Source organism: Roseicyclus mahoneyensis (assembly GCF_003148775.1).
GTDB classification, from domain to species: Bacteria; Pseudomonadota; Alphaproteobacteria; order Rhodobacterales; family Rhodobacteraceae; genus Roseicyclus; species Roseicyclus mahoneyensis.
The window spans coordinates 217,989-241,300 of record NZ_QGGW01000006.1 but is presented as its reverse complement, the minus strand read 5'-3'; the positions used below and the strand labels follow the sequence as shown (position 1 = coordinate 241,300).

At 65.9% G+C, this 23,312-nt stretch carries 19 protein-coding genes; 11 read left to right on the top strand and 8 right to left on the bottom strand.

The window, feature by feature from the left end; translation table 11 throughout:
• Positions 1-27: 27 nt before the first annotated feature.
• Positions 28-576, bottom strand: coding sequence for a CGNR zinc finger domain-containing protein (locus tag C7455_RS20375; RefSeq protein WP_109669116.1), 549 nt, complete (start codon positions 574-576; stop codon positions 28-30).
• Between the two features lie 210 nt (positions 577-786).
• On the opposite strand from C7455_RS20375, the gene C7455_RS13665 reads away from it, so the two are divergent.
• The 4 genes from C7455_RS13665 (at position 787) to C7455_RS13650 (ending at position 4,114) form a co-directional block, all read left to right on the top strand.
• The gene (locus tag C7455_RS13665) at positions 787-1,137 is read left to right on the top strand and encodes a hypothetical protein (RefSeq protein WP_109669114.1); all 351 of its coding nucleotides are present in this window, start codon (positions 787-789) and stop codon (positions 1,135-1,137) included.
• 154 nt (positions 1,138-1,291) lie between these two features.
• Positions 1,292-2,293: an N-acetyltransferase DgcN gene (gene dgcN, locus C7455_RS13660; protein ID WP_109669113.1), complete on the top strand. Its 1,002-nt coding sequence runs from the start codon at positions 1,292-1,294 to the stop codon at positions 2,291-2,293.
• Positions 2,290-3,252 carry an N-acetyl-D-Glu racemase DgcA gene (gene dgcA, locus C7455_RS13655; protein WP_109669111.1) on the top strand — a complete coding sequence of 321 codons (963 nt, stop codon included), beginning with the start codon at positions 2,290-2,292 and terminating at the stop codon, positions 3,250-3,252. The genes dgcN and dgcA overlap by 4 nt, the downstream gene beginning before the upstream one ends.
• 7 nt (positions 3,253-3,259) lie before the next feature.
• On the top strand, positions 3,260-4,114 hold the full coding sequence (locus tag C7455_RS13650; protein ID WP_109669110.1) for a D-amino-acid transaminase: 855 nt from the start codon (positions 3,260-3,262) through the stop codon (positions 4,112-4,114).
• A gap of 92 nt (positions 4,115-4,206) precedes the next feature.
• On the opposite strand, the gene C7455_RS13645 is transcribed toward C7455_RS13650, so the two are convergent.
• The 3 genes from C7455_RS13645 to C7455_RS13635 form a co-directional block, all read right to left on the bottom strand.
• Positions 4,207-7,263: a calcium-binding protein gene (locus C7455_RS13645; RefSeq protein WP_109669108.1), complete on the bottom strand. Its 3,057-nt coding sequence runs from the start codon at positions 7,261-7,263 to the stop codon at positions 4,207-4,209.
• Positions 7,264-7,500: 237 nt separating this feature from the next.
• A complete protein-coding gene (locus C7455_RS13640; protein ID WP_109669106.1) occupies positions 7,501-9,186 on the bottom strand; it encodes a DUF6504 family protein in 1,686 nt (561 codons plus the stop codon).
• Between the two features lie 88 nt (positions 9,187-9,274).
• A complete protein-coding gene (locus C7455_RS13635) occupies positions 9,275-9,562 on the bottom strand; it encodes a YggT family protein (protein WP_109669104.1) in 288 nt (95 codons plus the stop codon).
• A gap of 197 nt (positions 9,563-9,759) precedes the next feature.
• Between C7455_RS13635 and C7455_RS13630 the strand changes: the two genes are divergently transcribed.
• The 4 genes from C7455_RS13630 (at position 9,760) to C7455_RS13615 (ending at position 13,405) form a co-directional block, all read left to right on the top strand.
• On the top strand, positions 9,760-10,326 hold the full coding sequence (locus tag C7455_RS13630) for an acyl-CoA thioesterase (RefSeq protein WP_109669103.1): 567 nt from the start codon (positions 9,760-9,762) through the stop codon (positions 10,324-10,326).
• Between the two features lie 18 nt (positions 10,327-10,344).
• Positions 10,345-11,748 (top strand): MFS transporter, encoded by a 1,404-nt coding sequence (locus C7455_RS13625; RefSeq protein WP_109669101.1) that lies wholly within the window; start codon positions 10,345-10,347, stop codon positions 11,746-11,748.
• Positions 11,745-12,668 carry a penicillin-insensitive murein endopeptidase gene (gene mepA / locus C7455_RS13620; protein WP_109669099.1) on the top strand — a complete coding sequence of 308 codons (924 nt, stop codon included), beginning with the start codon at positions 11,745-11,747 and terminating at the stop codon, positions 12,666-12,668. Before C7455_RS13625 ends, mepA begins: the two co-directional genes overlap by 4 nt.
• Positions 12,669-12,805: 137 nt before the next feature.
• Positions 12,806-13,405 carry an outer membrane protein gene (locus tag C7455_RS13615; RefSeq protein ID WP_170119080.1) on the top strand — a complete coding sequence of 200 codons (600 nt, stop codon included), beginning with the start codon at positions 12,806-12,808 and terminating at the stop codon, positions 13,403-13,405.
• Positions 13,406-13,466: 61 nt separating this feature from the next.
• Here the strand turns inward: C7455_RS13615 and C7455_RS13610 are convergent, their stop codons facing one another.
• Positions 13,467-14,309, bottom strand: a complete 843-nt coding sequence (locus tag C7455_RS13610; protein ID WP_109669096.1) for an LOG family protein — start codon at positions 14,307-14,309, stop codon at positions 13,467-13,469.
• Between the two features lie 118 nt (positions 14,310-14,427).
• Between C7455_RS13610 and dapD the strand changes: the two genes are divergently transcribed.
• On the top strand, positions 14,428-15,255 hold the full coding sequence (gene dapD / locus C7455_RS13605) for a 2,3,4,5-tetrahydropyridine-2,6-dicarboxylate N-succinyltransferase (RefSeq protein ID WP_109669094.1): 828 nt from the start codon (positions 14,428-14,430) through the stop codon (positions 15,253-15,255).
• Between the two features lie 42 nt (positions 15,256-15,297).
• Here the strand turns inward: dapD and C7455_RS13600 are convergent, their stop codons facing one another.
• The 3 genes from C7455_RS13600 to dapE form a co-directional block, all read right to left on the bottom strand.
• Positions 15,298-16,686: a lytic murein transglycosylase gene (locus tag C7455_RS13600; RefSeq protein WP_245904330.1), complete on the bottom strand. Its 1,389-nt coding sequence runs from the start codon at positions 16,684-16,686 to the stop codon at positions 15,298-15,300.
• A gap of 129 nt (positions 16,687-16,815) precedes the next feature.
• Positions 16,816-19,074: a ribonuclease R gene (gene rnr / locus C7455_RS13595; protein WP_109669092.1), complete on the bottom strand. Its 2,259-nt coding sequence runs from the start codon at positions 19,072-19,074 to the stop codon at positions 16,816-16,818.
• Positions 19,075-19,215: 141 nt separating this feature from the next.
• Positions 19,216-20,367: a succinyl-diaminopimelate desuccinylase gene (dapE, locus tag C7455_RS13590; RefSeq protein WP_109669090.1), complete on the bottom strand. Its 1,152-nt coding sequence runs from the start codon at positions 20,365-20,367 to the stop codon at positions 19,216-19,218.
• Between the two features lie 269 nt (positions 20,368-20,636).
• Here dapE and C7455_RS13585 point away from each other — a divergent pair, with 269 nt between their 5' ends.
• Together C7455_RS13585 and C7455_RS13580 are read left to right on the top strand one after the other, a co-directional pair.
• Complete coding sequence (locus tag C7455_RS13585) at positions 20,637-22,220, top strand: Hint domain-containing protein (protein ID WP_109669191.1); 1,584 nt, start codon at positions 20,637-20,639, stop codon at positions 22,218-22,220.
• A complete protein-coding gene (locus C7455_RS13580) occupies positions 22,220-23,311 on the top strand; it encodes a Hint domain-containing protein (RefSeq protein ID WP_109669088.1) in 1,092 nt (363 codons plus the stop codon). Before C7455_RS13585 ends, C7455_RS13580 begins: the two co-directional genes overlap by 1 nt.
• Position 23,312: the final 1 nt, after the last annotated feature.

The following is a 23,312-nucleotide window of genomic DNA, read 5'->3' as shown; positions in this document are numbered from 1 at the left end:
AGGCTGAGCAATCCCGCAAGCGCGGCGTCAGAGACTGGTGCGCTGGCGGGCGCGAAAGGTCGCGGCCTTGACCTTGTTGCCGCAGCGCGCCATGGAACACCAGCGCCGCCCTTGCCCACGCCCGTGGTCGAGGAACAGATGCGTGCAGCGCTTGCATTCCCGGAGACGCTGCAGATCGTCGCGCCGCAAGAGGTCGAACAGCCCCAACGCCACATGATCATGCACCCCACCCAGCGGCCCCGGCATCAGGTCCAGCGCGCCTGCGCGAAAGGTGAAGCCGCAATCCTGCAGCGTCGACTTGATCGCCGTTTCCAGCGTCAGCGCCTCTTCGCGCCCCGGTCTGCGCCCCGCCGCCATCGCCGACAGGACGGCATAGGCCGCTTCGCGCAGTCCGATCAGTGCCGTCATCTGGGCAGTGCCCGGCAGGGCCGAACCGCGCGGCACCAAGCCGGCCGCGCCCAGCCCCTCGACCAGATCCGCACCGCCTGCAAAGCTGTTGTGCAAGCGGGTCTTTCCGTCGTCGATGACGGTGTTCACGAAACTCAGGGCCGGGTGGCCTGGATCGCCGGAAATCATCGAAAGCGCCTTGCACAGATCGGGATCATGCCGACGGGTGGTCGACCTTTAGGCGCCAAGATGGTGGTTTCCCCTGCGCGCGTCCAGTGCCGAACCTGATCCGCCGATGTGGCTGTTTCGTGACGGATGCAACTGCAGCATACTCAAATCATTGACTTAATCGGGCGATGTTCCATCTTTGCCTCGTAAGGTCCTTGGAGGGACATCCAGATGTCGAGCTTTCTGCCCCAGTCGGTCCGCGACGAACTTGCCGCCGCACAGAAACAGGCGCGCCGCCGTCGCGCAACGCGGCTCGTGCATGTGGGCGACGAGGCCTATCCGATCCTCGAGATGACGGATCGCGGGTTCTCCGTGGACGCCGAGGATGCACCTCACCTGCGTGGCTTGATCGACATCTATGATGGCCCCCGGCACTTGTATCAGGCGCTGATCGTCGCCTCGGAACAGGCGGGCGATCTGATGCGCTATGAATTCAAGCGCAACACAGCCGCCACGACACGGGCGCCGGTGGATTTCGAGACCACGGTCGAGATCCCGGTTGGTCTGCTGCCCTCGGCCTGATTGGCGCGGGAATTTCCCGCGTTTGGGCGCTCCCGCGCATATATCTTCGACAACTCCCGCAAGCTGGCGCGTGAAACGCGACCGTTCTGCAGGATGGGCGGGCTATCCTTCCTTCATCGAATCCCCGCAAACGTGACCGCCCGGAGGCGCCGCCATGATCGAGACCCCCTATCTGTTGTTCCTCGGCGATGCGCCCGACCAGTTGGCTGCCAAGGTGGCGCAAGGCATCCGCGACTGGCGTCCCGACAATTCCGTGGGCCAGTTCCGGATGGAGGGCTGCCGCGCCGATGTGCGCCTGCCCGACATGGATCTTGCCACAGCCAAGGCCGCGGGGGCGAAAACGTTGGTCATTGGCGTGGCGAACCGGGGCGGCGTGATCTCGGCCGCGTGGAAAAAGGTGCTGGTGCAGGCGCTGGAGGAAGGCTTCGATCTGGCCTCGGGCCTGCACAACCTCTTGCGCGATGAGGAAGACCTAGCAGCCGTAGCGCGCGCCACAGGCCGGCAGTTGCACGATGTGCGGGTGCCGTCGGTGAAATACCCCATCGCCAATGGCGTGAAGCGGACGGGCAAGCGCTGTCTCACCATCGGCACGGATTGTTCGGTGGGCAAGATGTACACCTCGCTCGCCGTTGATGCCGAGATGAAGGCGCGCGGGCTCAAGTCCAGTTTCCGGGCGACGGGGCAGACCGGCATTCTGGTGACAGGCAATGGTGTGCCGCTCGATGCGGTGATCGCGGATTTCATGGCGGGGTCGGTGGAATGGCTGACGCCCGACAATGATGCCGATCATTGGGATCATATCGAGGGGCAGGGCAGCCTGTTCCACGTCTCCTATTCCGGGGTCACCATGGCGCTGATCCATGGTGGCCAGCCTGATGCGATGATCTTGTGCCATGAACCCACGCGGGCGCATATGCGGGGCCTGCCGGGCTATGATCTGCCCAGCCTCGAGGCGGTGCGCGACATGGCGCTGCCGATCGCGCGCATCGCTAACCCAGCCTGTCAGATCGTGGGCGTGTCGATCAACACGTCCGGAATGGGCGAGGATGAGGCGCTGAGCTATCTGGAAGCGACCGAAAAGCGGATGGGCCTGCCCGCCTGCGACCCGTTCCGGCAGGGTGCGGCGAAACTGGCTGATGCACTGGCAGCGCTATGATCCGGGTCTGTGCCGACACCTTCCGGCTTGCGCAGGTCTTTACCATCTCGCGCGGGTCGCGGACCGAAGCCAAGGTGCTGACCGTCACCGTCACCCGCGATGGCATCACGGGCCGGGGTGAATGTGTGCCTTACGCCCGTTACGGCGAAACGCTGGACAGCGTGCGCGCCCAGATCGAGGGGCTGCCCGAAGGCGTCACCCGCGACGCCCTGCAAGCGGCCTTGCCCGCAGGGGCCGCGCGCAATGCGGTCGATTGCGCGCTGTGGGATCTGGAGGCCAAGCGCGCCATTACCCGCGTCTGGGATCTGGCGGGCCTGCCCGCACCGGGGCCGGTGATCACGGCCTACACCCTGTCGCTCGACACGCCCGACAACATGCGCGCGGCGGCGGCAAGACACGCACATCGCCCGCTGCTCAAGATCAAGCTGGGCACGCCCGACGACATGCCGAGGCTGGAGGCGGTGCGCGCCGGTGCGCCCGCCTCGCGCATTATCGTGGACGCGAACGAGGGCTGGACGGCGGAGGTCTATGCCGATCTCGCGCCCCATCTGCTGCGCCTTGGCGTCGAGATGGTGGAACAACCCCTGCCTGCCGGGGCCGACGACATGCTGGCCGAGATCGCGCGCCCGCTGCCCGTCTGCGCGGACGAATCCTGCCACGATCGGCACAGCCTGCCGGGCCTCAAGGGCAAATACGACATGGTCAACATCAAGCTCGACAAGACCGGCGGCCTGACCGAGGCGCTGGCGCTGAGGGAATTGGCGCAGGCCGAAGGCTACGCGGTCATGGTCGGCTGCATGGTGGGATCGTCGCTGGCGATGGCGCCTGCGGTGCTGGTGGCCCAAGGCGTGGCGATTGTCGATCTTGACGGGCCGCTTCTGCTGGCCGAAGACCGCGCAACGCCTTTGGACTATGACGCCGCCGGGGTACACCCGGCCCGGCCCGAACTTTGGGGATGAACCTGCAATGGCCCGTACTGTCTACGTGAACGGAGAGTACCTGCCCGAAACCGAGGCGAAAGTGTCGATCTTCGACCGCGGCTTTCTGTTCGCCGATGGCGTCTACGAGGTCACCAGCGTTCTGGACGGCAAGCTGATCGATTTCGCGGGCCATGCCAAACGCCTGCAGCGCTCGCTCGATGAATTGCAGATGGCCAATCCGGTGACCGAAGATGAGCTGCTGGGCATCCACCGCGAACTGGTGCGGCTCAACGACATCGACGAAGGCTTGATCTACCTGCAGATCACGCGCGGCGCCGCCGACCGCGACTTCGCCTTTCCCAAGGATCCCGTGCCGACCATCGTTCTGTTCACGCAGGCCAAACCGGGGCTGGCGCAGAACCCGATGGCCAAGACCGGCATGAAGGTGATTTCCATCGAGGATCAGCGCTGGGGCCGGCGCGACATCAAGACGGTGCAGTTGCTCTATCCCTCGCTGGGCAAGATGATGGCCAAGGCCGCAGGCGCCGATGATGCCTGGATGGTCGAGGATGGCCATGTGACCGAAGGCACGTCGAACAACGCCTATATCGTCAAGGGCAACACCATCATCACCCGCCATCTGGGCACCGAGATCCTGCACGGGATCACGCGGGTCGCCGTGCTGCGGTTCGCGCGCGAGGCACAGATGACGGTCGAGGAACGCCCCTTTACCGTCGATGAGGCGAAAGCGGCGGATGAGGCGTTCATCACCTCGGCGTCAAGCTTCGTGATGCCGGTGGTGGAGATGGACGGCGCGCCCATCGGGACGGGCAAACCGGGTCATGTCACGGCCCGGCTGCGTGAGATCTATCTGGACGAGATGCGCCGCGCGGCCATCTGAGGCACCGCGCGGGTCCTGGCAGTCTGGCCGCCCCCCCGGCGCGCCCCGTGGGCGGGTAGCCGCGATGAGGACAGGCCCCTTGGGCCGGGTCGTCAGGCGGGGCCGAAGGAGGCCTCGCCGAAGCCGACATCGATGCCGTCGCCCAGGGTTACGTTCAGCACCACCACAACGACGCGCCCGTCGACCACGACCTCGAGGCCGTTTGCGCTGTCGCGCTGCTCGATCTCGTAGGGGAAGACGCCACCCATGTCCTGGCCCACTTCGATCGTGATCATCAGGGTGTCGGCCTCGGGATCGAAATCGGTGATCACCGCCGGCTCATCGGTGTCCGGCCTTCCCAGCGGCAGCAGAACCTCGAACTGGTCGCTGCCGAGGCCGCCTATCATGGTGTCGCCGAGCTTGCCGAACAGCACGTCGTCGCCTGCCTCGCCCTGCATCAGCGCGGGTCCGTCGTTGCGCCCTTCGCCGTCGGGGGCATAGCTGTAGATCACGTCGTCACCCGCCCCGCCCAGCAGCGTCTCAGCCCCTAGTCCGATCAGGGTGTCGTTGCCATCGGTACCGCCCACAATCCCGCTTGTGGCTCCATCAGGGGCGACGGTCAGCCCCCAGCCGACAGGGCCGGTGATCCCGGGAAGCTGGACCACGACCTGGTTGTTTACGAGGACCTCGAGCGTGTCGCCATTCTGGCGCAGCGATCCTTCGTAAAGGCCGGCATCCTCGCCCTCACCGATGTAATAGGTGACATTCAGCTGATCGTTGGCGTTGTCGAAATCCGTGATCACGGTCGGGCCTATGCCGCCGGTTGTGCTGTGTACCTCAAAAAGGTCCGCGCCGTCGCCGCCTGTCAGGAGGTCGCCCGGTCCACCGATCAGGGTGTCATTGCCGTCACCGCCCTGCAAGATGCCGGGCGTTGTCACCGCCAGGGCTGTTGTGCTGCCGGTCATCTGGCCGATCAGCACATCGTCACCCGCGCCCCCGATCACTGTATCGGACCCCGTGCCCGTCAATGTATCGGCCCCATCTGTGCCGATAAGGGGCACAGGCTCGCTTGAGGCGTTATCGACGACAACGGTCAGCCCCCAGCCGATGTTCCCCGTGATCCCAGGGAGTTGGGCCACGACCTGATTGTTCACGAGAACCTCGAGCGTGTCGCCGTTCTGGCGCAGCGATCCTTCGTAGAGGCTGGCATCCTCGCCTTCAGCCACGAAATAGGTGACAGTCAACTGATCGTTGGCGTTGTCGAAATCCATGATCACGGTCGGGCCGCTCGCGCCGCTTGTGCTGACAACCTCAAAACTGTCCGCGCCCTCGCCGCCCGTCAGGATGTCACCGGGGCCGCCGATCAGCGTATCGTCGCCGTCACCACCCAGCAAGACGCCGGGCGCTGTCACCGACAGTTCCACGGTGTTGCCGGTGGCCTGGCCGATCAGCAGGTCGTTACCCGCGCCACCGATCAGCGTATCCGTGCCCAGACCCGACAAGGTGTCGTTGCCATCGGTTCCAGGGATGGGATCGACGCTCAGTCCGACCTGCGCCCTGAGCGCGTCGGTCAGGGCGACGTCGCGGAGCAGAACATGAACCTCGCCATCGAGCAGAACCTCGACATCCGTGCCATTGGCCGCGGCACGCAGATCGAGCCAAGGCGTGATAGCGCTGGCCGTGCCGGTTTGCGTATCGAGTGTCAGCCGATCCATGGCCGGGTCGAAGTCGGTGATGACCGCCGGGTTGGCGATGCTTCCGAAGGTGGTCAGCAGGGTTATGTCATCCGCCCCGGCCCCGCCCGTGATCGTGGCGTTCATGTCGCCGAAGATGGTGTCGTCTCCGTCACCCCCATCGATCACGGAGCCCAGCGTGCCGGCCGAGAAAGAGGTCACCGCGTAGATCAGGTCGTTGCCCGCACCGCCGAAGATGGTATCGCCACGGCCGTCGGTCTCGATCGTGTCATTGCCATCACCGCCCATCAGCATGTCATTGCCGTTGAAGTCGATCAGCAGGTCGTCGCCCGCGTCACCGCTCAGCGTGTCGTTGCCTAAATGGCCTTCGAGGGTGTCCTGACCGTCACCGCCCAGAAGCCGATCATTGCCGTTGCCACCCAGCAGAAGATCGTCGCCGTCCTGTCCTTCGATACGGTCATCGCCGTCGCCGCCCTCGATGCTGTCATCCCCGAGTCCGCCGAGGATCGTATCGTTGTCACCCCCGCCGAGCAGGGTGTCGTCGCCGTTGCCGCCGGTGATCCGGTCGTCGCCTGCGCCGCCATCCACATACATGCCGCCCGAGGACTGACTATTTTCGAGGTTGGCAAAGATCAGATCGTTGCCGCCATAGCCGAGGATCGTGTCGCCATAGCCGTCGGTCGACATCGTGTCGTCGCCCGCGCCGCCGATCAGCAGGTCGTTGCCGGTCAGGTCCTGGATGCTGTCGTTGCCGTCGCCGCCCAGAAGCGTGTCGTTGCCGACACCGCCGCCGCCGACGAGGGTATCGTCGCCCGCGCCACCGTCGAGGCGGTCGTCGCCAAAGCCGCCGTCGAGCGAGTCGTTGCCGGTTCCGCCGAAGAGAACGTCATTGTCGAACCCGCCATTCAACGTGTCGTTGCCCTGGCCTCCGATCAGGGTATCTTCGCCGTCGTCGCCGAAGATCTCGTCGTCGCCGAACCCGCCATCAAGGCTGTCATTGCCGAAGCCACCCGAGATCGCGTCATTCCCGGTACCCCCGACCAGCGTGTCGTCGCCCGCGCCACCGTTCATCGTGTCGTGGCCGCCGCCGCCATAGGCCTCGACCGTGCCCTCGAAACCGCCCACGACATCATCGCCCATGCCCAGATAGGCGAGCAGTGAGCCCTCGCCGGTCATGGTGATGGTGTCGTTGCCGTCGCGGCCAAAGATCGTGGCGTTGCCGCCGCCCTGCAGGTCTGCATAGTCGTCGCCTTCGCCAAGCCGGATCACGACGTCCTGCGGCGCGAAGGAGGTGACCGTATCGTTGCCGCCGAGGGTGTTGATGGTGGTGGCGGTGGTGTCTTCTAGCCTGAGGACGTCATCGTCGTCCGTGAGGGTCAGTTCGTCACTGTCTTCCGGGGGGGGGGTGTCATCGCCGCCGAGGAGAAAACTCAGGCCCAGGGCCGCAAACAGCAGTGGCAACACACCAAACAGCATGATTTTGACCCCCAGATCGTTACGATGGGCGCGCTGCCATTCTCGTGCCGCGCGGCCGAAATACTCATTTACGGAGCATTAACATTTTGATCTGTCTCAGTGCTCAGAGTCAAACTTTAGTTATATTTGTTCTGCCTTTAGATAGATTTACGTGTGAATTGTTTCTGATTTTTCGAACAATCTTAGGGCCTTTGGCCTGACCTTCACTGTCTGGTCAACGATCCGCGGCGGGTGGGCTCAGCCGAAATCGCCCTGCGCGAACCAACCGCCCGACATCGCGCCGCCATGGGCGTAAAAAAGCCAGATGCGCTGCCCCCCGGTTGTCGCGACTCGCCAGTAGTCGCGCACGCCTGATCGCCAGTTGGGATCATCCAGCCACCATTCCGGCGCGATGCGTTCGGGGCCATGGGCGGCCTGTGTCTCGAAGACACGGCCCCGCCAGCGAAAGTGCGCAGGCACATCGGGTGCGTCGGGTGCGGTGACGGGTTCCGGGCGGAAGAGCGTGAGCGGCCGGGGGCGTGTGTGGGCGGGCCAGTCGGGCGCGGGGGCGCTGTAGGCGGCGGCTTGGGTGGATTGGGTTTTCTCGGGGACATGACTGTCGGCGGGGTGTTCGCGGGTGATCCGGTCAAGGCCGACGCGGGCGCCGATCCGGGCGATCAGGTCGTCGAGCGCCTGACCGGCGCTGCGATCTGCGCGCGCCTCCTCCGCGACGGCCCAGCCGCCCTTGTGCTCGGTAGCGTGCAAGGGTTCGGTGACAGCTGCTACAAGGCGCAGCACGTCAAAGCCGAAGCCCGCGTCGATGCCACCCAGCTTCAGCTCGAACAAGGGACGCAGGCTGTCGGGGCGGTCGGCGGGGCGGGCCAGACCAATCTCGATGGCTTGTGTGCCACCCTCGGCGCGGATCATCTCGAGCCTCAGCCGCCGTGCGCCGCGCCCGCGCGCGCGCAGCTTGTCGCAGAGCGGCGGCAAAAGCCGGTCGAGACCGGCGAGGATATCGGCCTCAAGCCCGATGGGATCGGGCAGGGTCAGGCGCACGGCGAAATGGAGCGGCGCGCCCGCGGGCGAGATCGGTTCGGGTTCCACCCCCAGCGCCTGATCCAGACGGCGCACCAGATCCTGCCCGAAGCGGCGGGCGAGCCCCGCGCGCGGCATGCCGATCAGGTCGCCGATGCGGCGCAGGCCCAGCCGGGCAAGGCCCGCTGCGGTGTCGGGCGCGACGCGCAGCGCGGCGATGGGCAGGGGGGCAAGCGATTGCCGCAGGCCACCGGGCGGCGAGATGCGGGCGATGCTGCCTGCGCCGGTGCGGGGGGTGGGGGCGGGGCCACTCCGAACCCAATGGCGCTTTTCGGCGCGGGATCGTGTCGCACGCGCTTCTTGGTCGATGGCGTCGCCGCTGCGGGGCTGGGCCAGACCGCCGCCGCCCGCGTAGCGCGCCAGCGCCCAGGCCGCGCCCGGTGTGTCGGCGATGCCGGCCCGCACGCTCAGCCCCAGATCGGCGCAATCGTCATGGACCTGTGCGAACAGCGCCTCTTCCCCGCCGAACAGATGGGCGCAGCCGGTCAGGTCGATCATCAGCGATTCAAGCCCCTCCTCGGCCACCCAGGGGCTGAACCGGCCCGCCCAGCGGCGCAGCGCGCCAAGGCCTTGGGCCTCGCGGGTGGGATCATGGGGACGGGTGATGAGATCGGGGCACAGCGTCAGCGCCTCGGCCAGCGCCTGCCCGCGCGACAGGCCGCGGGCGCTGGCGGCATGGGTCAGCGATGTGATCTGGCGCAGGTTGCCCAGTTCGCCCACCACGGCGAGCGGGCTGTCTTCCAGGGCGGGTTCCAGACGCAGAAGGCGTTCGGCGGCCAGCCGTGGAAACCACAGCGACAGGATGCGGCGGTTGACCGGCCGGGCGGGGCGGGGTGTCGCGGTGGACATGGGCGTGGGCAGATCACGGAGTTCATGATTTGTTCCAAATCTAGCGCGAGCCATCGGCGGAGTCGAGTCCGGCCGCGGGCCGCGGCTGTCAGAGGAACATCGCCACGTTGTTGCGCAAGAGGATCTCGGTCACATAGAGCGCGAGGATCACGATCAGCGGCGCAAGGTCGAGCCCGCCCATCATCGGCAGCCGGCGGCGGATCGGGCCGTAGACCGGCTCCAGCATCCGGTTCAGACCGTCCCAGAGCTGCGCCACGATCGGCTGATTCAGGTTCAGGACGCCGAAATTGATCAGCCAGCTCATGATGATATGGGCGATGACGATGAAGAAGGCCACGTCGATCAGGAGCATCAGGATCTGGAAGATGGAGGTCATCGGCGGGGCGTCCTTGAGGTGTCTGCCCGTGCCAGATAGTCGGGCCGGGTGGCGGGTGCAAGCCGGGGTTGGGGGCTCTGCCCCCGCCGCGGCCCCTTGGGCCACGCCTCCCCCGGGATATTTTCGAAACAGAGAAGACGACTCAGTGACGTGGCGGCGCGCTTGACCGCGGCTGCGGGGTGCGGTCTGGCAAGGTCATGTATCCTTTCCTGCGCCTTGCCACCATCACCCTGTCCGAGCGGCGCAAGCCGGCCTTGGGGCTGTTCGACACGCACCACCTGCCGATGCGTTGCCTCCCGCAGGATCTGGACGGGTTCATGGAGATGAACAACGGTCGCATCCTGACGCTGTTCGATCTTGGCCGCTTTGCGCTGTCGATCCGGATCGGGCTGATGGATGTGCTGCGGCGGCAGCGCTGGGGGCTGGTCGTTGCCGGTTCCTCGGTGCGGTATCGCGCGCGGATCACCGGGCTGCAGCGCTTCGAGATGCGCACGCGGCTTGTGGGCTGGGACGCACGGTTTTTCTATATCGAACAGGGCATGTGGCGGGGCGAGACCTGCTGCAACCACGCCCTGTTGCGCACAGGCGTGACGCAAAAGGGGCGGCTGGCCCCGGTGGCCGATGTCGCGCAGGCGATGGGCCATGCCGCGCCGTCGCCCGCGCTGCCCGACTGGGTGCTGGCATGGGCCGAGGCGGATGGCCACAGGCCATGGCCGCCCATGGCCGACGCGCCCCATCAAGCCGGTAGACAAGCCGGGGGCTGATACCCGATGCTACGCGCCATGAGCGTGGCATCCCCTGAACCGGCATCCCTGTCGCCCGACGCCCTGCGCGCGGCGCGGCGGCGCATTCATGGCTGGTGGGCCTTTGACTGGGCAAGCCAGCCTTATTTCACGCTGTGCCTGACCTTTGTCTTCGGTCCCTATTTCGCTGCCGTCGCCACCGAAAGTTTCATGGCGCAGGGCTTGAGCGAACAGGTGGCCGACGCGCGCGCGCAGAGCCTGTGGTCGCTGGGGCAGACAGTGTCGGGGATCGTGATCGCGCTCTGCGCGCCGATCCTTGGGGCCTTTGCCGACAACACCGGGCGGCGGATGCCGTGGATCGTGCTGTTTTCGGCCTTCTATCTCATCGGCGCGACCTCGCTGTGGTTCATGGTGCCCGACGGCTCTTTCCTTGTGGGGGCGCTGATCGCCTTTGGCATCGGCCTGATCGGGGCGGAGTTCACCACGATCTTCACCAATTCCATGCTGCCCGAACTGGGCGATGACAGCGCCATCGGGCGGCTGTCGGGCACAGGCTTTGCCTGGGGTTATGTCGGCGGTGTGCTGGCGCTGTTCTTGATGCTGATCTTTTTCGCCGAGGGGGAAAGCGGGCGGACCTTCGTGGGGTTCGAGCCCGCGCTGGGCCTGAACCCCGAGATGCGGGAGGGGACGCGGTTCGTCGGGCCGTTCACGGCGGTCTGGTATGCGGTGTTCATGATCCCGTTCTTCTTGTGGGTGCGCGAGCCGCGCAGGCCAGCGACGCATCCAAGTTTCAAGGCGGCGTTGCAGGACCTGTGGGTCACGGTCAAAAGCCTGCCCCGACGCGTCAGCTTGTTCGCCTATCTCGGCTCGTCGATGTTCTACCGCGACGCGCTGAACGCGCTTTACGGGTTCGGCGGCACCTATGCGGTGCTGGTGCTGAACTGGTCGATCACGCAGGTCGGCATCTTCGGGATCATCGGCGCGGTGACGTCGGCCATCGCCACATGGCTGGGCGGCAAGGCCGACAGCGCGTTGGGGCCAAAGCCCGTCATCATCGGGTCGATCGTGACGCTGATCGTGGTCTGCGGTTTGGTGCTGGGCATGACGCGCGAAAGCCTCTGGGGCATCGCGCTGGCCCCGGGATCGGCAGTGCCCGACATCACCTTCTACATCTGCGGTGCGATCATCGGGGGCGCGGGTGGCGTGTTGCAGTCGGCGTCACGCTCGATGATGTGCCGCCATGCGCCGCCCGCGCGCCCGACCGAGGCGTTTGGCCTTTATGCGCTGTCGGGCAAGGCCACGGCCTTCATCGGGCCGGCGCTGATCGGGTTGACCACCTATGTTACGGAAAGCGCACGGTTGGGCATGGCGCCGTTGATCGGGCTGTTTGTTGTGGGCCTTGTCTTGTTGATCTGGGTCCGTGCAGAAGGGGAAACCGCATGAAGACGATACCGGCCATTGCGCTTGCCGGGCTGCTCTTGGCCATGGCCTGTTCGCCGGCGGGCGACCGAGGTCCGCGCGACAGCGGGTCGAGCCTGCCGCCGCTGACCGCGACCGTCTCCGGGCAGGAGGCGCGGCTGTTGTTCGGTGCCGAGCGGGTGGCTGCCGGGGGCGCGCCCGAGGTGTTCGGGGGCTATTCGCGGGGCTGCCTTGCGGGGGCGGAGCGTCTGCCCGAGACCGGGCCGACATGGGCCGCCATGCGGCTGAGCCGCAACCGCAACTGGGGCCATCCGGAGTTGCTGGACTATGTGCGCGACCTGTCGGCGCGTGTGGCGGCGGAAACCTCGTGGAACGGGCTTTACATCGGCGACATGTCGCAACCCCGTGGCGGGCCGATGCTGTCGGGCCATGTGAGCCACCAGTCCGGGCTGGATGTCGACATCTGGATGCTGCCGCCGACCCGGTTCGACCTGTCGGCCGCCGAGCGGGAAAACCTGTCGTCGATCTCGACCCGGTCGGCGGGTGGTGCGCGGGTGGGCGAGACCTGGACGCGTGAGCATATGGAGGTCATGCGGCTGGCCGCCAGCGACCCGCGGGTGGCGCGGATCTTTGTCTTTGCCGGTGCCAAGGTGTGGATGTGCGACAATGCCACCGGCGACCGGTCGTGGTTGCGCAACATCAGACCCGCAGCGGGCCACCACTACCATTTCCATGTGCGCCTGAATTGCCCGGCCGGGTCGCGTGATTGCGAAAACCAAGCCGCCCCCCCGCCCGGCGACGGCTGCGACGAGGCGCGGCAATGGGCGGCCAATATCCTCAATCCACCGCCGCCCGATCCTGACTACGTGCCGCCGCCGCCGCGTGGGCCGCTGACACTGGGTGAATTGCCCCGGCAATGTGCGGCCTTGCTCAGCGGCGGGTGAGGGCGGGATTTCCTGACCCGTCTGCCGCGGTTGCTACCGGTTTTACTTACTGGTGACAGACAAGGGCTTGGTAGATTGTTCGGGTTATCGGGTGCGATCCTGCGCCCACCGCCATGCAACGCATAACAGGTGACCCCATGTACAAGACCCTTCTTGCATCTGCCGCCATCCTTGCCGCCGCCCCCGCCTTTGCCGGTGGCACTGCCCCTGCCCCTGCGCCTGCCCCGGCACCTGTCATCGTGACCCCCACCTCTGTGGGGGTGGATTGGTCCGGCCCCTATATCGGTCTGCAATATGACATGATCGACGGCAGCGCCGTGGTCGGTGGCGGTTTCGACGGCGATGCCTTTGGTCTTTTCGGCGGATACCGCCACGATTTCGGCAGATTCGTTCTGGGTGGCGAGATCGACTATATGGTCGGATCGCTCGATTTCGCGGTGCCGCCTTTCAATGTCGATGTCGACGGCCTGCTGCGTGTCGGGATCGAGGCTGGCTATGATGCCGGACGCACGTTGATCTACGGCACCTTGGGTTATGTGGATCTGGACCTGAATATCGGTGGCATTTCGATCGGCGATGACGGTTTCTTTTACGGGATCGGGATCGATTACCTCGTGACCGACAACATCACCCTGGGTGCCGAGATCCTGCGTCATGAATTCAGCAACTTTGCCGGTGTCGCCGGAAGCAACCTCGACGTAACCACCTTCGGCATCAACATCGCCTACCGGTTCTAAGCCTTGCTTGGGGCGACGGGGGCGCGCCGCTGCCATGGCGCGCCCCTTGTCCGTTCGTGCCCTAGCGCCCCGGGATCGTGCCGCGCTTGCCGGTCAGGGTCCATCCGTCGATGGCGGCCACCGCATCCTCGGCGGTTTCGACAAAGCGGAAGAGGTCGAGATCGGCGCGCGAGATCGTGCCGGCCTCGGCCAGTCCGTCCCAGTTCACGATGCTGCGCCAGAACGCCTCGCCGAACAGCAGCACTGGCACTTGTTCCATCCGGCCGGTCTGGATCAGGGTCAGCGCCTCGAACAATTCGTCCAGCGTGCCGAAGCCGCCGGGAAAGACCGCGATGGCCTTGGCGCGCAGCAGGAAATGCATCTTGCGAATGCCGAAATAGTGGAAGTTGAAGCACAGCTCGGGCGTTACGTAATGGTTGGGTTCCTGTTCGTGCGGCAGCACGATGTTCAGGCCGATGGAACAGCCCCCGGCATCGGCGGCGCCACGGTTGCCCGCCTCCATCACGCCGGGGCCACCGCCGGTGATGATGACATTTTCGGTGCAATCGGTGGCGACCGAACGTTCGGTGATCAGTTTCGCAAAGCGCCGCGCCTCGTCGTAATAGTGGCTCATGTCGCGCAAGGCCGCGCTTTTGCCCGCCTGCGCATCCGGGTCGGGAATACGAGCGCCACCAAACAGCACCACGGTCGAGCGTATGCCGCGGGCGTCAAGCTCCAGTTGTGGTTTCAGCAGTTCCAGCTGCAACCGCACCGGGCGCAATTCGTCGCGCAACAAGAACTCGGGGTCGGCGAAGGCGAGGCGGTAGGCCGATGAGCGCGCCTGCGGCGTGTCCGGGGCGTGACGGGTCGATTCCAGATCCTGATCGGCGTGGCGAAAGGGGCCTTTGCGTGGGTCGTCCTTCATGGGCAGTCCTTTTGCGATCGGTTGCGATCAGACCTAGCTTGCGGGCGGCGCGATTGCCAGCCGCGGGTGTGCCCGCTAGAAGCGCCGGGACGTCCTTTGCCGCAGGAGATTGCCGCCCATGTCCAACGCCCGCCTGGAGACCGCCATCGAAGCCGCCTGGGAGGCGCGCGACCAGATCACCCCAGCGACCACGGGCCAGACCCGCGAGGCGATCGAGGAGACGCTGAGCGCGCTGGACAGCGGCAGCCTGAGGGTTGCCGAGCGGCAGGCCGACGGGCACTGGCATGTGAACCAGTGGGCGAAAAAGGCCGTGCTGCTGGGTTTCCGGCTCAAGGACATGGAGCTGCAGGGCGGATCGGCGCAGGGCGGGTCCTGGTGGGACAAGGTCGACAGCAAGTGGAAGGATTGGGGCGACACCCAGTGGAAGGCGGCGGGGTTCCGCGCCGTTCCCAACTGCGTGGTGCGCCGGTCGGCCTATATCGCGCCGGGCGTGGTGCTGATGCCGTCCTTCGTCAATCTTGGCGCCTATGTCGATAGCGGCACGATGGTGGACACTTGGGCCACGGTCGGGTCCTGCGCTCAGATCGGCAAGAACGTGCACCTTTCGGGCGGTGTCGGCATCGGCGGCGTGCTTGAGCCGATGCAGGCGGGCCCCACGATCATCGAGGACAATTGCTTCATCGGGGCGCGGTCCGAGGTGGTCGAGGGCGTGATCGTGCGCGAAGGCTCGGTTCTGGGGATGGGCGTGTTCATCGGCCAGTCGACCAAGATCGTGGATCGCGAAACCGGTGCGGTGATGTATGGCGAGGTGCCGGCGGGGTCGGTCGTGGTGGCGGGCTCGATGCCGTCGAAGAACGGGGTCCATCTCTATTGCGCCGTGATCGTGAAGCGGGTGGACGAGCGGACGCGATCGAAGACATCGATCAACGAATTGCTGCGGGATTGATGTCGGGGCGGTGCAAAGGGTGCGCCCCGAGGCGCACCTGACTCACCGCAGCCGCTCAAGCACTCTCAGCGATGCGTAGCCATCCGGCACCCAACCGACCGAAGCCTGAAAGCGGCGGACCGAGTCGATGGTCTGGGGCCCTATGATCCCGTCGACGCCGTAGCGGTGGAACCCGGCAGTAACCAGCCTTTGCTGCAATTCCTCCCGCTCGGCGCGGGTCAGCGCACGATCCTCGCGCGGCCACGAGCCACGGAACGCCTCCCCGCCGATGATCCGGTCAGACAGATGGCCTACGGCGATCACATAGGCGTCGGCGGGATTGTAGCGTTCGATCACATGGAAATTGTTGAAGATCACCAGCGCCACGCCGCGATGACCGGCGGGCAGCAAGATCGAGGCATCGCCATGGTCGGGGATCTGCCCGCCAGCCGCCAGCCGCACGCCTTGGGCATTCCAGAAGCTTGCGGGGCGCTTGACCTGTTCACCCGTCAGGCTGAAATCGAAACCTTGCGGCAGCACCACCTCCAGCCCCCAGGGCTGGCCTGTGGTCCAGCCGAAATGGCGCAGGTAATTGGCGGTGGAGGCGAGCGCATCGACCGGATCGTCGGACCAGATGTTGCGTCGCCCGTTGCCGTCGAAATCCACCGCATGTTCCAGATACGAGGTCGGCATGAACTGGGTGTGGCCCATCGCGCCGGCCCATGACCCGGTCATCTGGCGCGGGCTGACATCGCCCGCCTGCAAGATGCGCAGCGCCGCGATCAGCTGTTCCTCGAAGAAGTCCCGGCGGCGGCCGTCATAGGCCAGCGTCGCCATCGCCGCGATGATGTCGGTGTCGCCACGCATCGCACCATAGGCGGATTCAAGACCCCAGACGGCCACCACCACCTCGGCCTCGACCCCGTAGCGGCGTTCGATCTGCGTCAGGATATCCCGGTGCCGGGCCAACGCCGTCCGCCCGTTGGCGACTCGCGTCGCAGACACGGCACTGTCGAGGTAATCCCACAGCGCACGGGAGAACTCGGCCTGGTTGCGGTCACGCTCCAGCACGCGGGGCAGGACGGAGACGCCGGAAAAGGCTTGATCCAGCGTGGCCTGCCTTATCCCGGCACTGCGCGCGCGGGCCTGAAAGCCGCGCAGCCAGTCGGAAAATCCCTCCGTCGTGGGCGCGTCGGCGGCAGCGGTCGTGGCGGGGGGTGTCGCAGTCGGCAGGGTGGCTGTGAGGGCGCCACGCAATTGCGGGCGGATCGAGCGGGGCACGGCCAGCGGGCTGGCTTGCGTCGAGACGGTGACAACGCGCGGCAGGCTGTCCGCGCGCGGATCGGGCCGCATCTCGGGCCTGAGGGACGTGGCCGGAGGCAGGGCCATGACCATGGTCGGAACGGCAAGGACCAGTGCACCGGCCAGACGGACAAGACGGGATCGCCACATGTGATTTTCTGAAGCCCGATTATGCTCGATTTGAAAACAGTATACCGCAAATCCGGCGGCGGCGCAGCGTTTCATGCGGGTTTTACCCGCGTGCAAGCGTATCTTGGCCGAAACACTGTTAACAGAACCTCAACGCCCGCTGCGATTGCCCGGCGTTTTCTTGCGCAGGCCTGCGCGTTTTTTAGCCACCTGCCCGGCCTTGCGCCGGGGGCTGGTGCCGGGCCTGCCGCGCCGGACGGGGGTGTGCTTGCCGTCGATCTCGATCAGTTCGAGCGTCAGGCCACCTGTCACCGGAACCGCCTCGGCCAGCTTCACCGTCACGCGGTCGCCGATGCCGATGGTCAGGCCGGATTCCGAGCCCATCAGCGTCTGGCTGTCGGCATCATGGTGGAAATATTCGTTGCCAAGCGAGCGGATCGGCAACAGGCCATCGGCCCCCGTCTCGTCCAGTTTCACGAAAGCCCCGAACCGCGCGACGCCCGAGATGCGCCCGGTGAAGGTGCTGCCTACGCGGTCGGCGAGATAGGCCGCAAGGTAGCGGTCGACGGTGTCGCGTTCGGCCGCCATGGACCTGCGTTCGGTGCCGGAGATGTGTTTTGCGGTCTCGTCCAGATGCGCGGCGTCCTCAACGCTCAGCCCATCTTGCCCCCAGCCATGGGCGGCGATCAGCGCGCGGTGCACCACGAGATCCGAGTAGCGCCGGATCGGCGAGGTGAAATGGGCATAGGCCTTCAGCGCGAGGCCGAAATGGCCGAAATTTTGCGGAAAATAGTAGGCCTGCTGCATGGAGCGCAGGGTGGTGATGTTGATCAGCTCGTCGAAATCCGAGCCTTCGGCCTGCGCCAATAGCCGGTTCAGATGGCTCGTTTGCAGCACCTGGCCCTTGGCCAAGGTGAACCCGCTGGCGAGGGCAACCTCGCGCAGTGCCTCCAGCTTCTCGGGGGCGGGTTCCTCGTGGACGCGGAACAAAAGCGGCTGGCGGCGCGAGATCAATTCCTCGGCGGCGGCCACATTGGCCAGCACCATGAATTCCTCGATCAGGCGGTGGGCGTCGAGACGATCCTTGAAGGCGACGGACGTCACCTCGCCCTCCTCGCTCAGCTCGATCCGGCGTTCGGGCAGATCGAGATCGAGCGGTTGGCGGCGGGTGCGGGCCGCCGTCAGCGCGTCATAGGCGGCGTAAAGCGGGTGGATCACGTCGTCGACAAGCGGCGCGGTCTTGTCGTCGGGCTGGCCGTCTTGCGCGGCCTGCACCTGCGCATACTCCAGCGAGGCGATGGAGCGCATCATGCCGCGCACGAAACGGTGCGCGATCTTGGTGCCATCGGCGGAAATGACCATGCGCACGGCAAGGCAGGCACGCGGCACGCCTTCGTGGAGCGAACACAGGTCGCCCGACAGGCGGTCGGGCAGCATGGGCACGACGCAGTCGGGGAAATAGGTGGAATTGCCCCGCTTTTTCGCCTCGCGGTCCAGCGCCGATCCGGGGCGGACGTAATGGGCGACATCTGCGATGGCGACCCAGATGACATGGCCGCCCGGGTTTTTCGGGTCATCGTCGAGATGGGCGAGGACGGCATCGTCGCGGTCGCGGGCATCGGCCGGATCGATGGTGACAAGGGCCATGTCGCGCAGGTCGTCCCGGCCATCAGGGCCCGCCGGTGTCGCGGCATCGGCTTCTTCGATGGCGGCATCGGGGAAGGCATCGGGGATGGCGTGGTCGTGAATGGCGATCAGGCTGACCGCGCGGGGCGCGCCGGGGTCGCCAAGGCGCGTGACGATGCGCGCGCGCGGCAGGCCCATGCGACCCTTGGGGCCGACCTGTTCGGCTTCGACCAGCTCGCCGTCGCGCGCGCCATGCGTCTCGCCCGGGCGCACGGCCCAGTCGCGGTCGGCGCCCTTGGTGATCGGCACGATCCGCCCACCCTCGGCCCCCTTGCGGAACACGCCCAGCACGCGCAGCGGGTTGGTGCCGATGCGGCGGATCAGGCGGGCGACATACTGGTGATCCTCGCCCTCCACCTCTTGCATGCGGGCTAGTATCCGGTCGCCCTGACCCACGGCGGGATCGGTCGCGCGGGGGGAAAACAGGATCTTCGGCTCGGGACCTTCGCCCTGCCACTCCAGCGGGCGCGCGAAGATGTCGCCCAGATCGTCGGGGGCCAAAAGTTGCAGGACCGAAACGGGAGGCAGCTTGTCGGGGTCGCGGTAGGTCTTGCCCTGCTTTTCCACAAGCCCCTCGGCCTCCAGCTCCTTGAGGATGCGCTTGAGGTCGATGCGCTCGGCACCCTTGATGCCGAAGGCCTTGGCGATGTCGCGTTTGGACGTCGCGTGGGGGTTGTCGGCGATCCATGTGCGGATCTGGTCTTTGGAGGGGATCATGGCCATGGAATTGGCCTAGCATGGGGCGCGCTGGGCGTCATGGGGGAATTGGTCGGCGGAGGCGCGGGTTGTGGGTGCGGGAGCCTCCGGCGGGGATATTTTTGAAACGGAGAAGGGAAAGGGACGTGCTGCAAGCTTGACGCCGGATTAACGCGGTAGTGCGAAATACTCTGTCAACAGGCGGGTGTAGATCCGCTTGAGGTCTTGGATGTCTTGCACCCAGACGCGCTCGTCGACCTCGTGCATGCGATGGCCGACAAGGCCGAACTCGACGACCGGGCAGTGATCGCGGACGAAGCGGGCATCCGAGGTGCCGCCGGTGGTCGAGAGGGTGGGCGACTGGTTGGTTTCCTGCCCGATGGCGCGGCGCACGAGGTCAGACAGCGGGCCGGGGGGCGTCACGAAGGCCTCGCCGGAGATCTGGCTTTCCATCTGGATGGTTGTGCCTGTGGCCTCTGCAACGGCCTCGGCCTCGGCGCGGAGCCAGTCGGTAAGGCTGGCGCCAGAGTGGCGGTCGTTGAAACGGATGTTGACCGTCATCCGGGTGCGGGCAGGGATCACGTTGGAGGCCGCATTGCCGGTGTCGATGGTGGTGACGGAGATGGTGGAGGGGTCGAAATGGTCGGTGCCGTCGTCGAGACTGTGGGTGGAGAGGCGGTGGGCAAGGAAGGCCACGGCGGGCATTGGGTTCAACGCCTTGTGAAGATAGGCGGAATGGCCCTGCTTGCCGGTCACGGTGAACCGCGCGGTCATGGAGCCTCGGCGGCCGATCTTGACCATGTCGCCGATGGTTTCCACGGAGGTAGGCTCGCCCACGATGCAGATATCCATGCGTTCGCCATGGGCCTGCATCCAGTCGAGCAGCGCCAGCGTACCGTCGCGCCCGGGCCCTTCCTCGTCGCCGGTGATGGTCAGGAGGATGGCGCCGTCGGGGGGCGTCTTGGCGACAAAGTCGATGGCGGCGGCGGCAAAGGCCGCGACGCCCGATTTCATGTCGGTGGCACCGCGCCCGTAGAGCCAGCCGTTTTCCTCATGGGCAGAAAAGGGCGGATGGGTCCATGCAGCTTCGTCGCCCACAGGCACGACGTCGGTATGACCATTGAAGCCAAAGCTTCGGGCCGCCCCTCTTGCGCCCCAGCGCGCGAAGAGGTTGGGCGTGCCGTTGCGGTCGACGCGGGTGCAGGAGAAGCCAGCGGGTTCAAGGAGCGATTGCAGCAAGACCAGCGCACCGCCTTCCTCTGGGGTGACCGAGGGGCAGCGGACAAGGTCGGCGGTCAGGCGGGCGGGATCGGTGGGCATGTTTTGGCCTTCGGTGCAGTGTCTGAGGATGGGTAGCGCTGTGGCGATGAAGGCACAATGGGGCTGTGCGGCCGGTCCAGACTTATCAAACTGTTAACCTTGCAGCGTCTGGATGGTATCGTTCTTGCAAAGATAAAAGATGCCGGGGCAGGCAGCGGCTCGACCGCAACGATGCAGACCACCACGACCACCGGGCCGACATGCGCCCGGAGCGTGCATTCCGTGTCGCGCAGACCATGCACCCGGCCATTGGGCAAGGCGGGCAGGACATGGCAACGGGGCAAGAACTACCGATCAACACGGGCGCCACGGCGTTGCAGATGGCACAGACCATCTTCGGGCCGGGCGTGACGGTTCAGAGCGCGACCTATTCCGGCGATCCGCTGTCGTCGGGCACCTATAGCAATGGCGATGCGGTATCGGCCGCCGTGACGCCGGGCGACACCGGCGTGATCCTCAGCACCGGGTTCCTGCGCGACTTCACCCAAGCCAGCGGCGACCCGAACCGCAGCCCCAGCACCTCGGGCAACACGTCGGGTCAGGACAACAATACGTTGTTCAACGCGCTCGCGGGGCGTAGCACCTTCGATGCCTCGATCCTGACCACGCGGTTCGTGCCGACGACCGAGTTTCTGTCGATCCAGTTCACCTTCGCCTCGGAAGAATACCCGGAATACACCGGATCGATCTTCAACGATGTGGTGGGGATCTGGATCAACGGGCAGGTCGTCACGTCGCCCATCATGAACATCGCGCAGATCAATTCGGTCAACCAGACCCAGAACGCGACACTGTTTGTCGACAACACCGGCGATGCCCACAACACCGAGATGGACGGGTTTACCGTGACGCTGTCGGTGCTGATTCCGGTGAACATAGGGGTCAGCAACACGCTGATCATCGGTATCGCGGATGTCGCGGACAACCAGTACGATAGCGCGGTCCTGATCGCGGCGAATTCGGTGCAGGGCGTGTTCATCGCCAATGACGATGTCATTACGCTCAACGAGTTGCAGGTCGCTACCATCGACGTCCTGAGCAATGACGGCAACGGGGTTGGGGTGATGATCATCACCCATATCAATGGCATCGCCGTGAGCGTCGGGGATACGGTCACGCTGTCGAACGGGCACCAGATCACCTTGATGCCCGATGGCACGCTGCAGATCACGCCGCCCGCCAGCCTGACCAATCTGACCGGTCCGGTGACGGTCAATTTCACCTACACCGCCCAGAATGCTGCGGGCATCAGCGATACGGCCTTCGTCTCGGTGACCACGGTGCCCTGCTTTACCCCCGGCACGCGCATCCGAACCGAGCGGGGCGAGGTGCCGGTGGAGCTTTTGTCGGTTGGCGATCTGGTCCAGACGCGCGACAACGGGCTGCAGCCGATCCGCTGGATCGGGCAGAGGCAGGTCGCGGCCATTGGGCCACATGCGCCTGTGGCGATCGAGGCGGGAGTGTTCGGCAATCACGGCCGGCTTGTCGTGTCGCCGCAGCATCGTGTGTTGCTGACGCATTGGATGGCCGAGCTGATGTTCGGGGAGGACGAGGTGCTGGTCGCCGCCCGCGATCTGGTCAACGACTGCTCGGTGCGCGTCATCGAAGGCGGTGAAGTGACCTACATCCACCTCCTGTTCGACCAGCATCAGATCATCTGGTCCGAAGGGTTGCAGACCGAGAGCTTTCTGCCCGGCCCGCAGGTCATGTCGGATCTGGAGGATCGTGTACGGGCCGAGGTGCTGGCGCTGTTCCCCGCGATCGACACGGCAACGCATGCTGGCTATGGCCCGGCGGCGCGGGCGGCGCTGAAATCCTATGAGGCGCGGGTCTTGCGGCGATTGGCCAGCTGATGATCCCTGCGCTTTCGCAAGGTCTGGCGTCCGACGCATGGGTGAAACTTGCGCCCGCGCGCGATGACTGGGCGGCCATCTGGCAATCGGGCCAGCTCCTGCGGGGGTCCGGTTTCGTGCCGGATGTCTTGGCCCATGCGGAACTGACGCTGTGTCTGGAATTCACCTTGCCTCAGGTCGCGGCGCGCGTTCCTGTCCGGTTGTGGCAAGGCGCGGCAGAAACGGCGCGGGCGGTCGGGCTTTATGCCCTGCCGGACGGCGCCTTGCGGTTGGTGCATGGTGACATTGATCTTGTCACACCGCCCGATATGGCGCGGGCGGGCGAAACTCTGTCGCTCAGGTATCGGACCTGCGCGCGGGGGCGGGGTGATATCGCCGATTTCACCAACCATGACAGGCTGCAAAAGCATCGTTGCCGGTCGGGGCTGGCCCATGCCGCGCGGCTGGATGAATTGCTGCCCCGCGACAACCGGTTCTTGCAGACCTGTCACGTCGCGGCGATCGCGGAATTCGGGCTTGCGTCGAGCGACCTTCCGGCGCTTGCCGGCGGGGCGTTGGTGACGACAACGACAGGCGCGCGGCCGGTTGAAACGCTGACACCCGGCGACCTTCTGGTCAGTGCGACCGGTGAGACCTTGCCGTTGCGCTGGATCGAACGGCGGTCGCGGCTTTGCCTCGGCCGTCAGTCGCCGGTGCGCCTGCGCGCGCCCTATTTCGGGCTGAGCCATGACATCTGCGTCACGCCCGAAACGCGGGTGGTACGGTCGGGGCCTGCGGTCGAATATATCTTCGGCGAGGAACGCGTTCTGGCGCGCGCGGGCGACATGACCTCGAGCCCCGGCGCGCATCGGGACAATCAAAGACCTGTCCGGGCGTTCCATCACCTGATGTTCGATGATCACGCCTGCGTCATGGTCGACCGCTGCGGGGTGGAAACGGCCCTTCTGGCCGATGTCGTGGCCGTGGGCGACGCGGGGCAGCCGTGCAACTTGTCGCAGGCCGACCGCACGCCCTGCCTGCCGGTGCTGGACCGGGCCGGCGCGCAAGCGCTGGTCGCGGCCTCGGCCAAGGGGCGCAGGTCGCTGACCTGAT

Excerpts from the sequence above, each read along its gene's own strand:
- C7455_RS20375 (WP_109669116.1), bottom strand. The coding sequence starts at position 576 with ATGATTTCCGGCGATCCAGGCCACCCGGCCCTGAGTTTCGTGAACACC.
- C7455_RS13665 (WP_109669114.1), top strand. The coding sequence starts at position 787 with ATGTCGAGCTTTCTGCCCCAGTCGGTCCGCGACGAACTTGCCGCCGCA.
- dgcN (WP_109669113.1), top strand. The coding sequence starts at position 1,292 with ATGATCGAGACCCCCTATCTGTTGTTCCTCGGCGATGCGCCCGACCAG.
- dgcA (WP_109669111.1), top strand. The coding sequence starts at position 2,290 with ATGATCCGGGTCTGTGCCGACACCTTCCGGCTTGCGCAGGTCTTTACC.
- C7455_RS13650 (WP_109669110.1), top strand. The coding sequence starts at position 3,260 with ATGGCCCGTACTGTCTACGTGAACGGAGAGTACCTGCCCGAAACCGAG.
- C7455_RS13645 (WP_109669108.1), bottom strand. The coding sequence starts at position 7,263 with ATGCTGTTTGGTGTGTTGCCACTGCTGTTTGCGGCCCTGGGCCTGAGT.
- C7455_RS13640 (WP_109669106.1), bottom strand. The coding sequence starts at position 9,186 with ATGTCCACCGCGACACCCCGCCCCGCCCGGCCGGTCAACCGCCGCATC.
- C7455_RS13635 (WP_109669104.1), bottom strand. The coding sequence starts at position 9,562 with ATGACCTCCATCTTCCAGATCCTGATGCTCCTGATCGACGTGGCCTTC.
- C7455_RS13630 (WP_109669103.1), top strand. The coding sequence starts at position 9,760 with ATGTATCCTTTCCTGCGCCTTGCCACCATCACCCTGTCCGAGCGGCGC.
- C7455_RS13625 (WP_109669101.1), top strand. The coding sequence starts at position 10,345 with ATGAGCGTGGCATCCCCTGAACCGGCATCCCTGTCGCCCGACGCCCTG.
- mepA (WP_109669099.1), top strand. The coding sequence starts at position 11,745 with ATGAAGACGATACCGGCCATTGCGCTTGCCGGGCTGCTCTTGGCCATG.
- C7455_RS13615 (WP_170119080.1), top strand. The coding sequence starts at position 12,806 with ATGTACAAGACCCTTCTTGCATCTGCCGCCATCCTTGCCGCCGCCCCC.
- C7455_RS13610 (WP_109669096.1), bottom strand. The coding sequence starts at position 14,309 with ATGAAGGACGACCCACGCAAAGGCCCCTTTCGCCACGCCGATCAGGAT.
- dapD (WP_109669094.1), top strand. The coding sequence starts at position 14,428 with ATGTCCAACGCCCGCCTGGAGACCGCCATCGAAGCCGCCTGGGAGGCG.
- C7455_RS13600 (WP_245904330.1), bottom strand. The coding sequence starts at position 16,686 with ATGTGGCGATCCCGTCTTGTCCGTCTGGCCGGTGCACTGGTCCTTGCC.
- rnr (WP_109669092.1), bottom strand. The coding sequence starts at position 19,074 with ATGGCCATGATCCCCTCCAAAGACCAGATCCGCACATGGATCGCCGAC.
- dapE (WP_109669090.1), bottom strand. The coding sequence starts at position 20,367 with ATGCCCACCGATCCCGCCCGCCTGACCGCCGACCTTGTCCGCTGCCCC.
- C7455_RS13585 (WP_109669191.1), top strand. The coding sequence starts at position 20,637 with ATGGCAACGGGGCAAGAACTACCGATCAACACGGGCGCCACGGCGTTG.
- C7455_RS13580 (WP_109669088.1), top strand. The coding sequence starts at position 22,220 with ATGATCCCTGCGCTTTCGCAAGGTCTGGCGTCCGACGCATGGGTGAAA.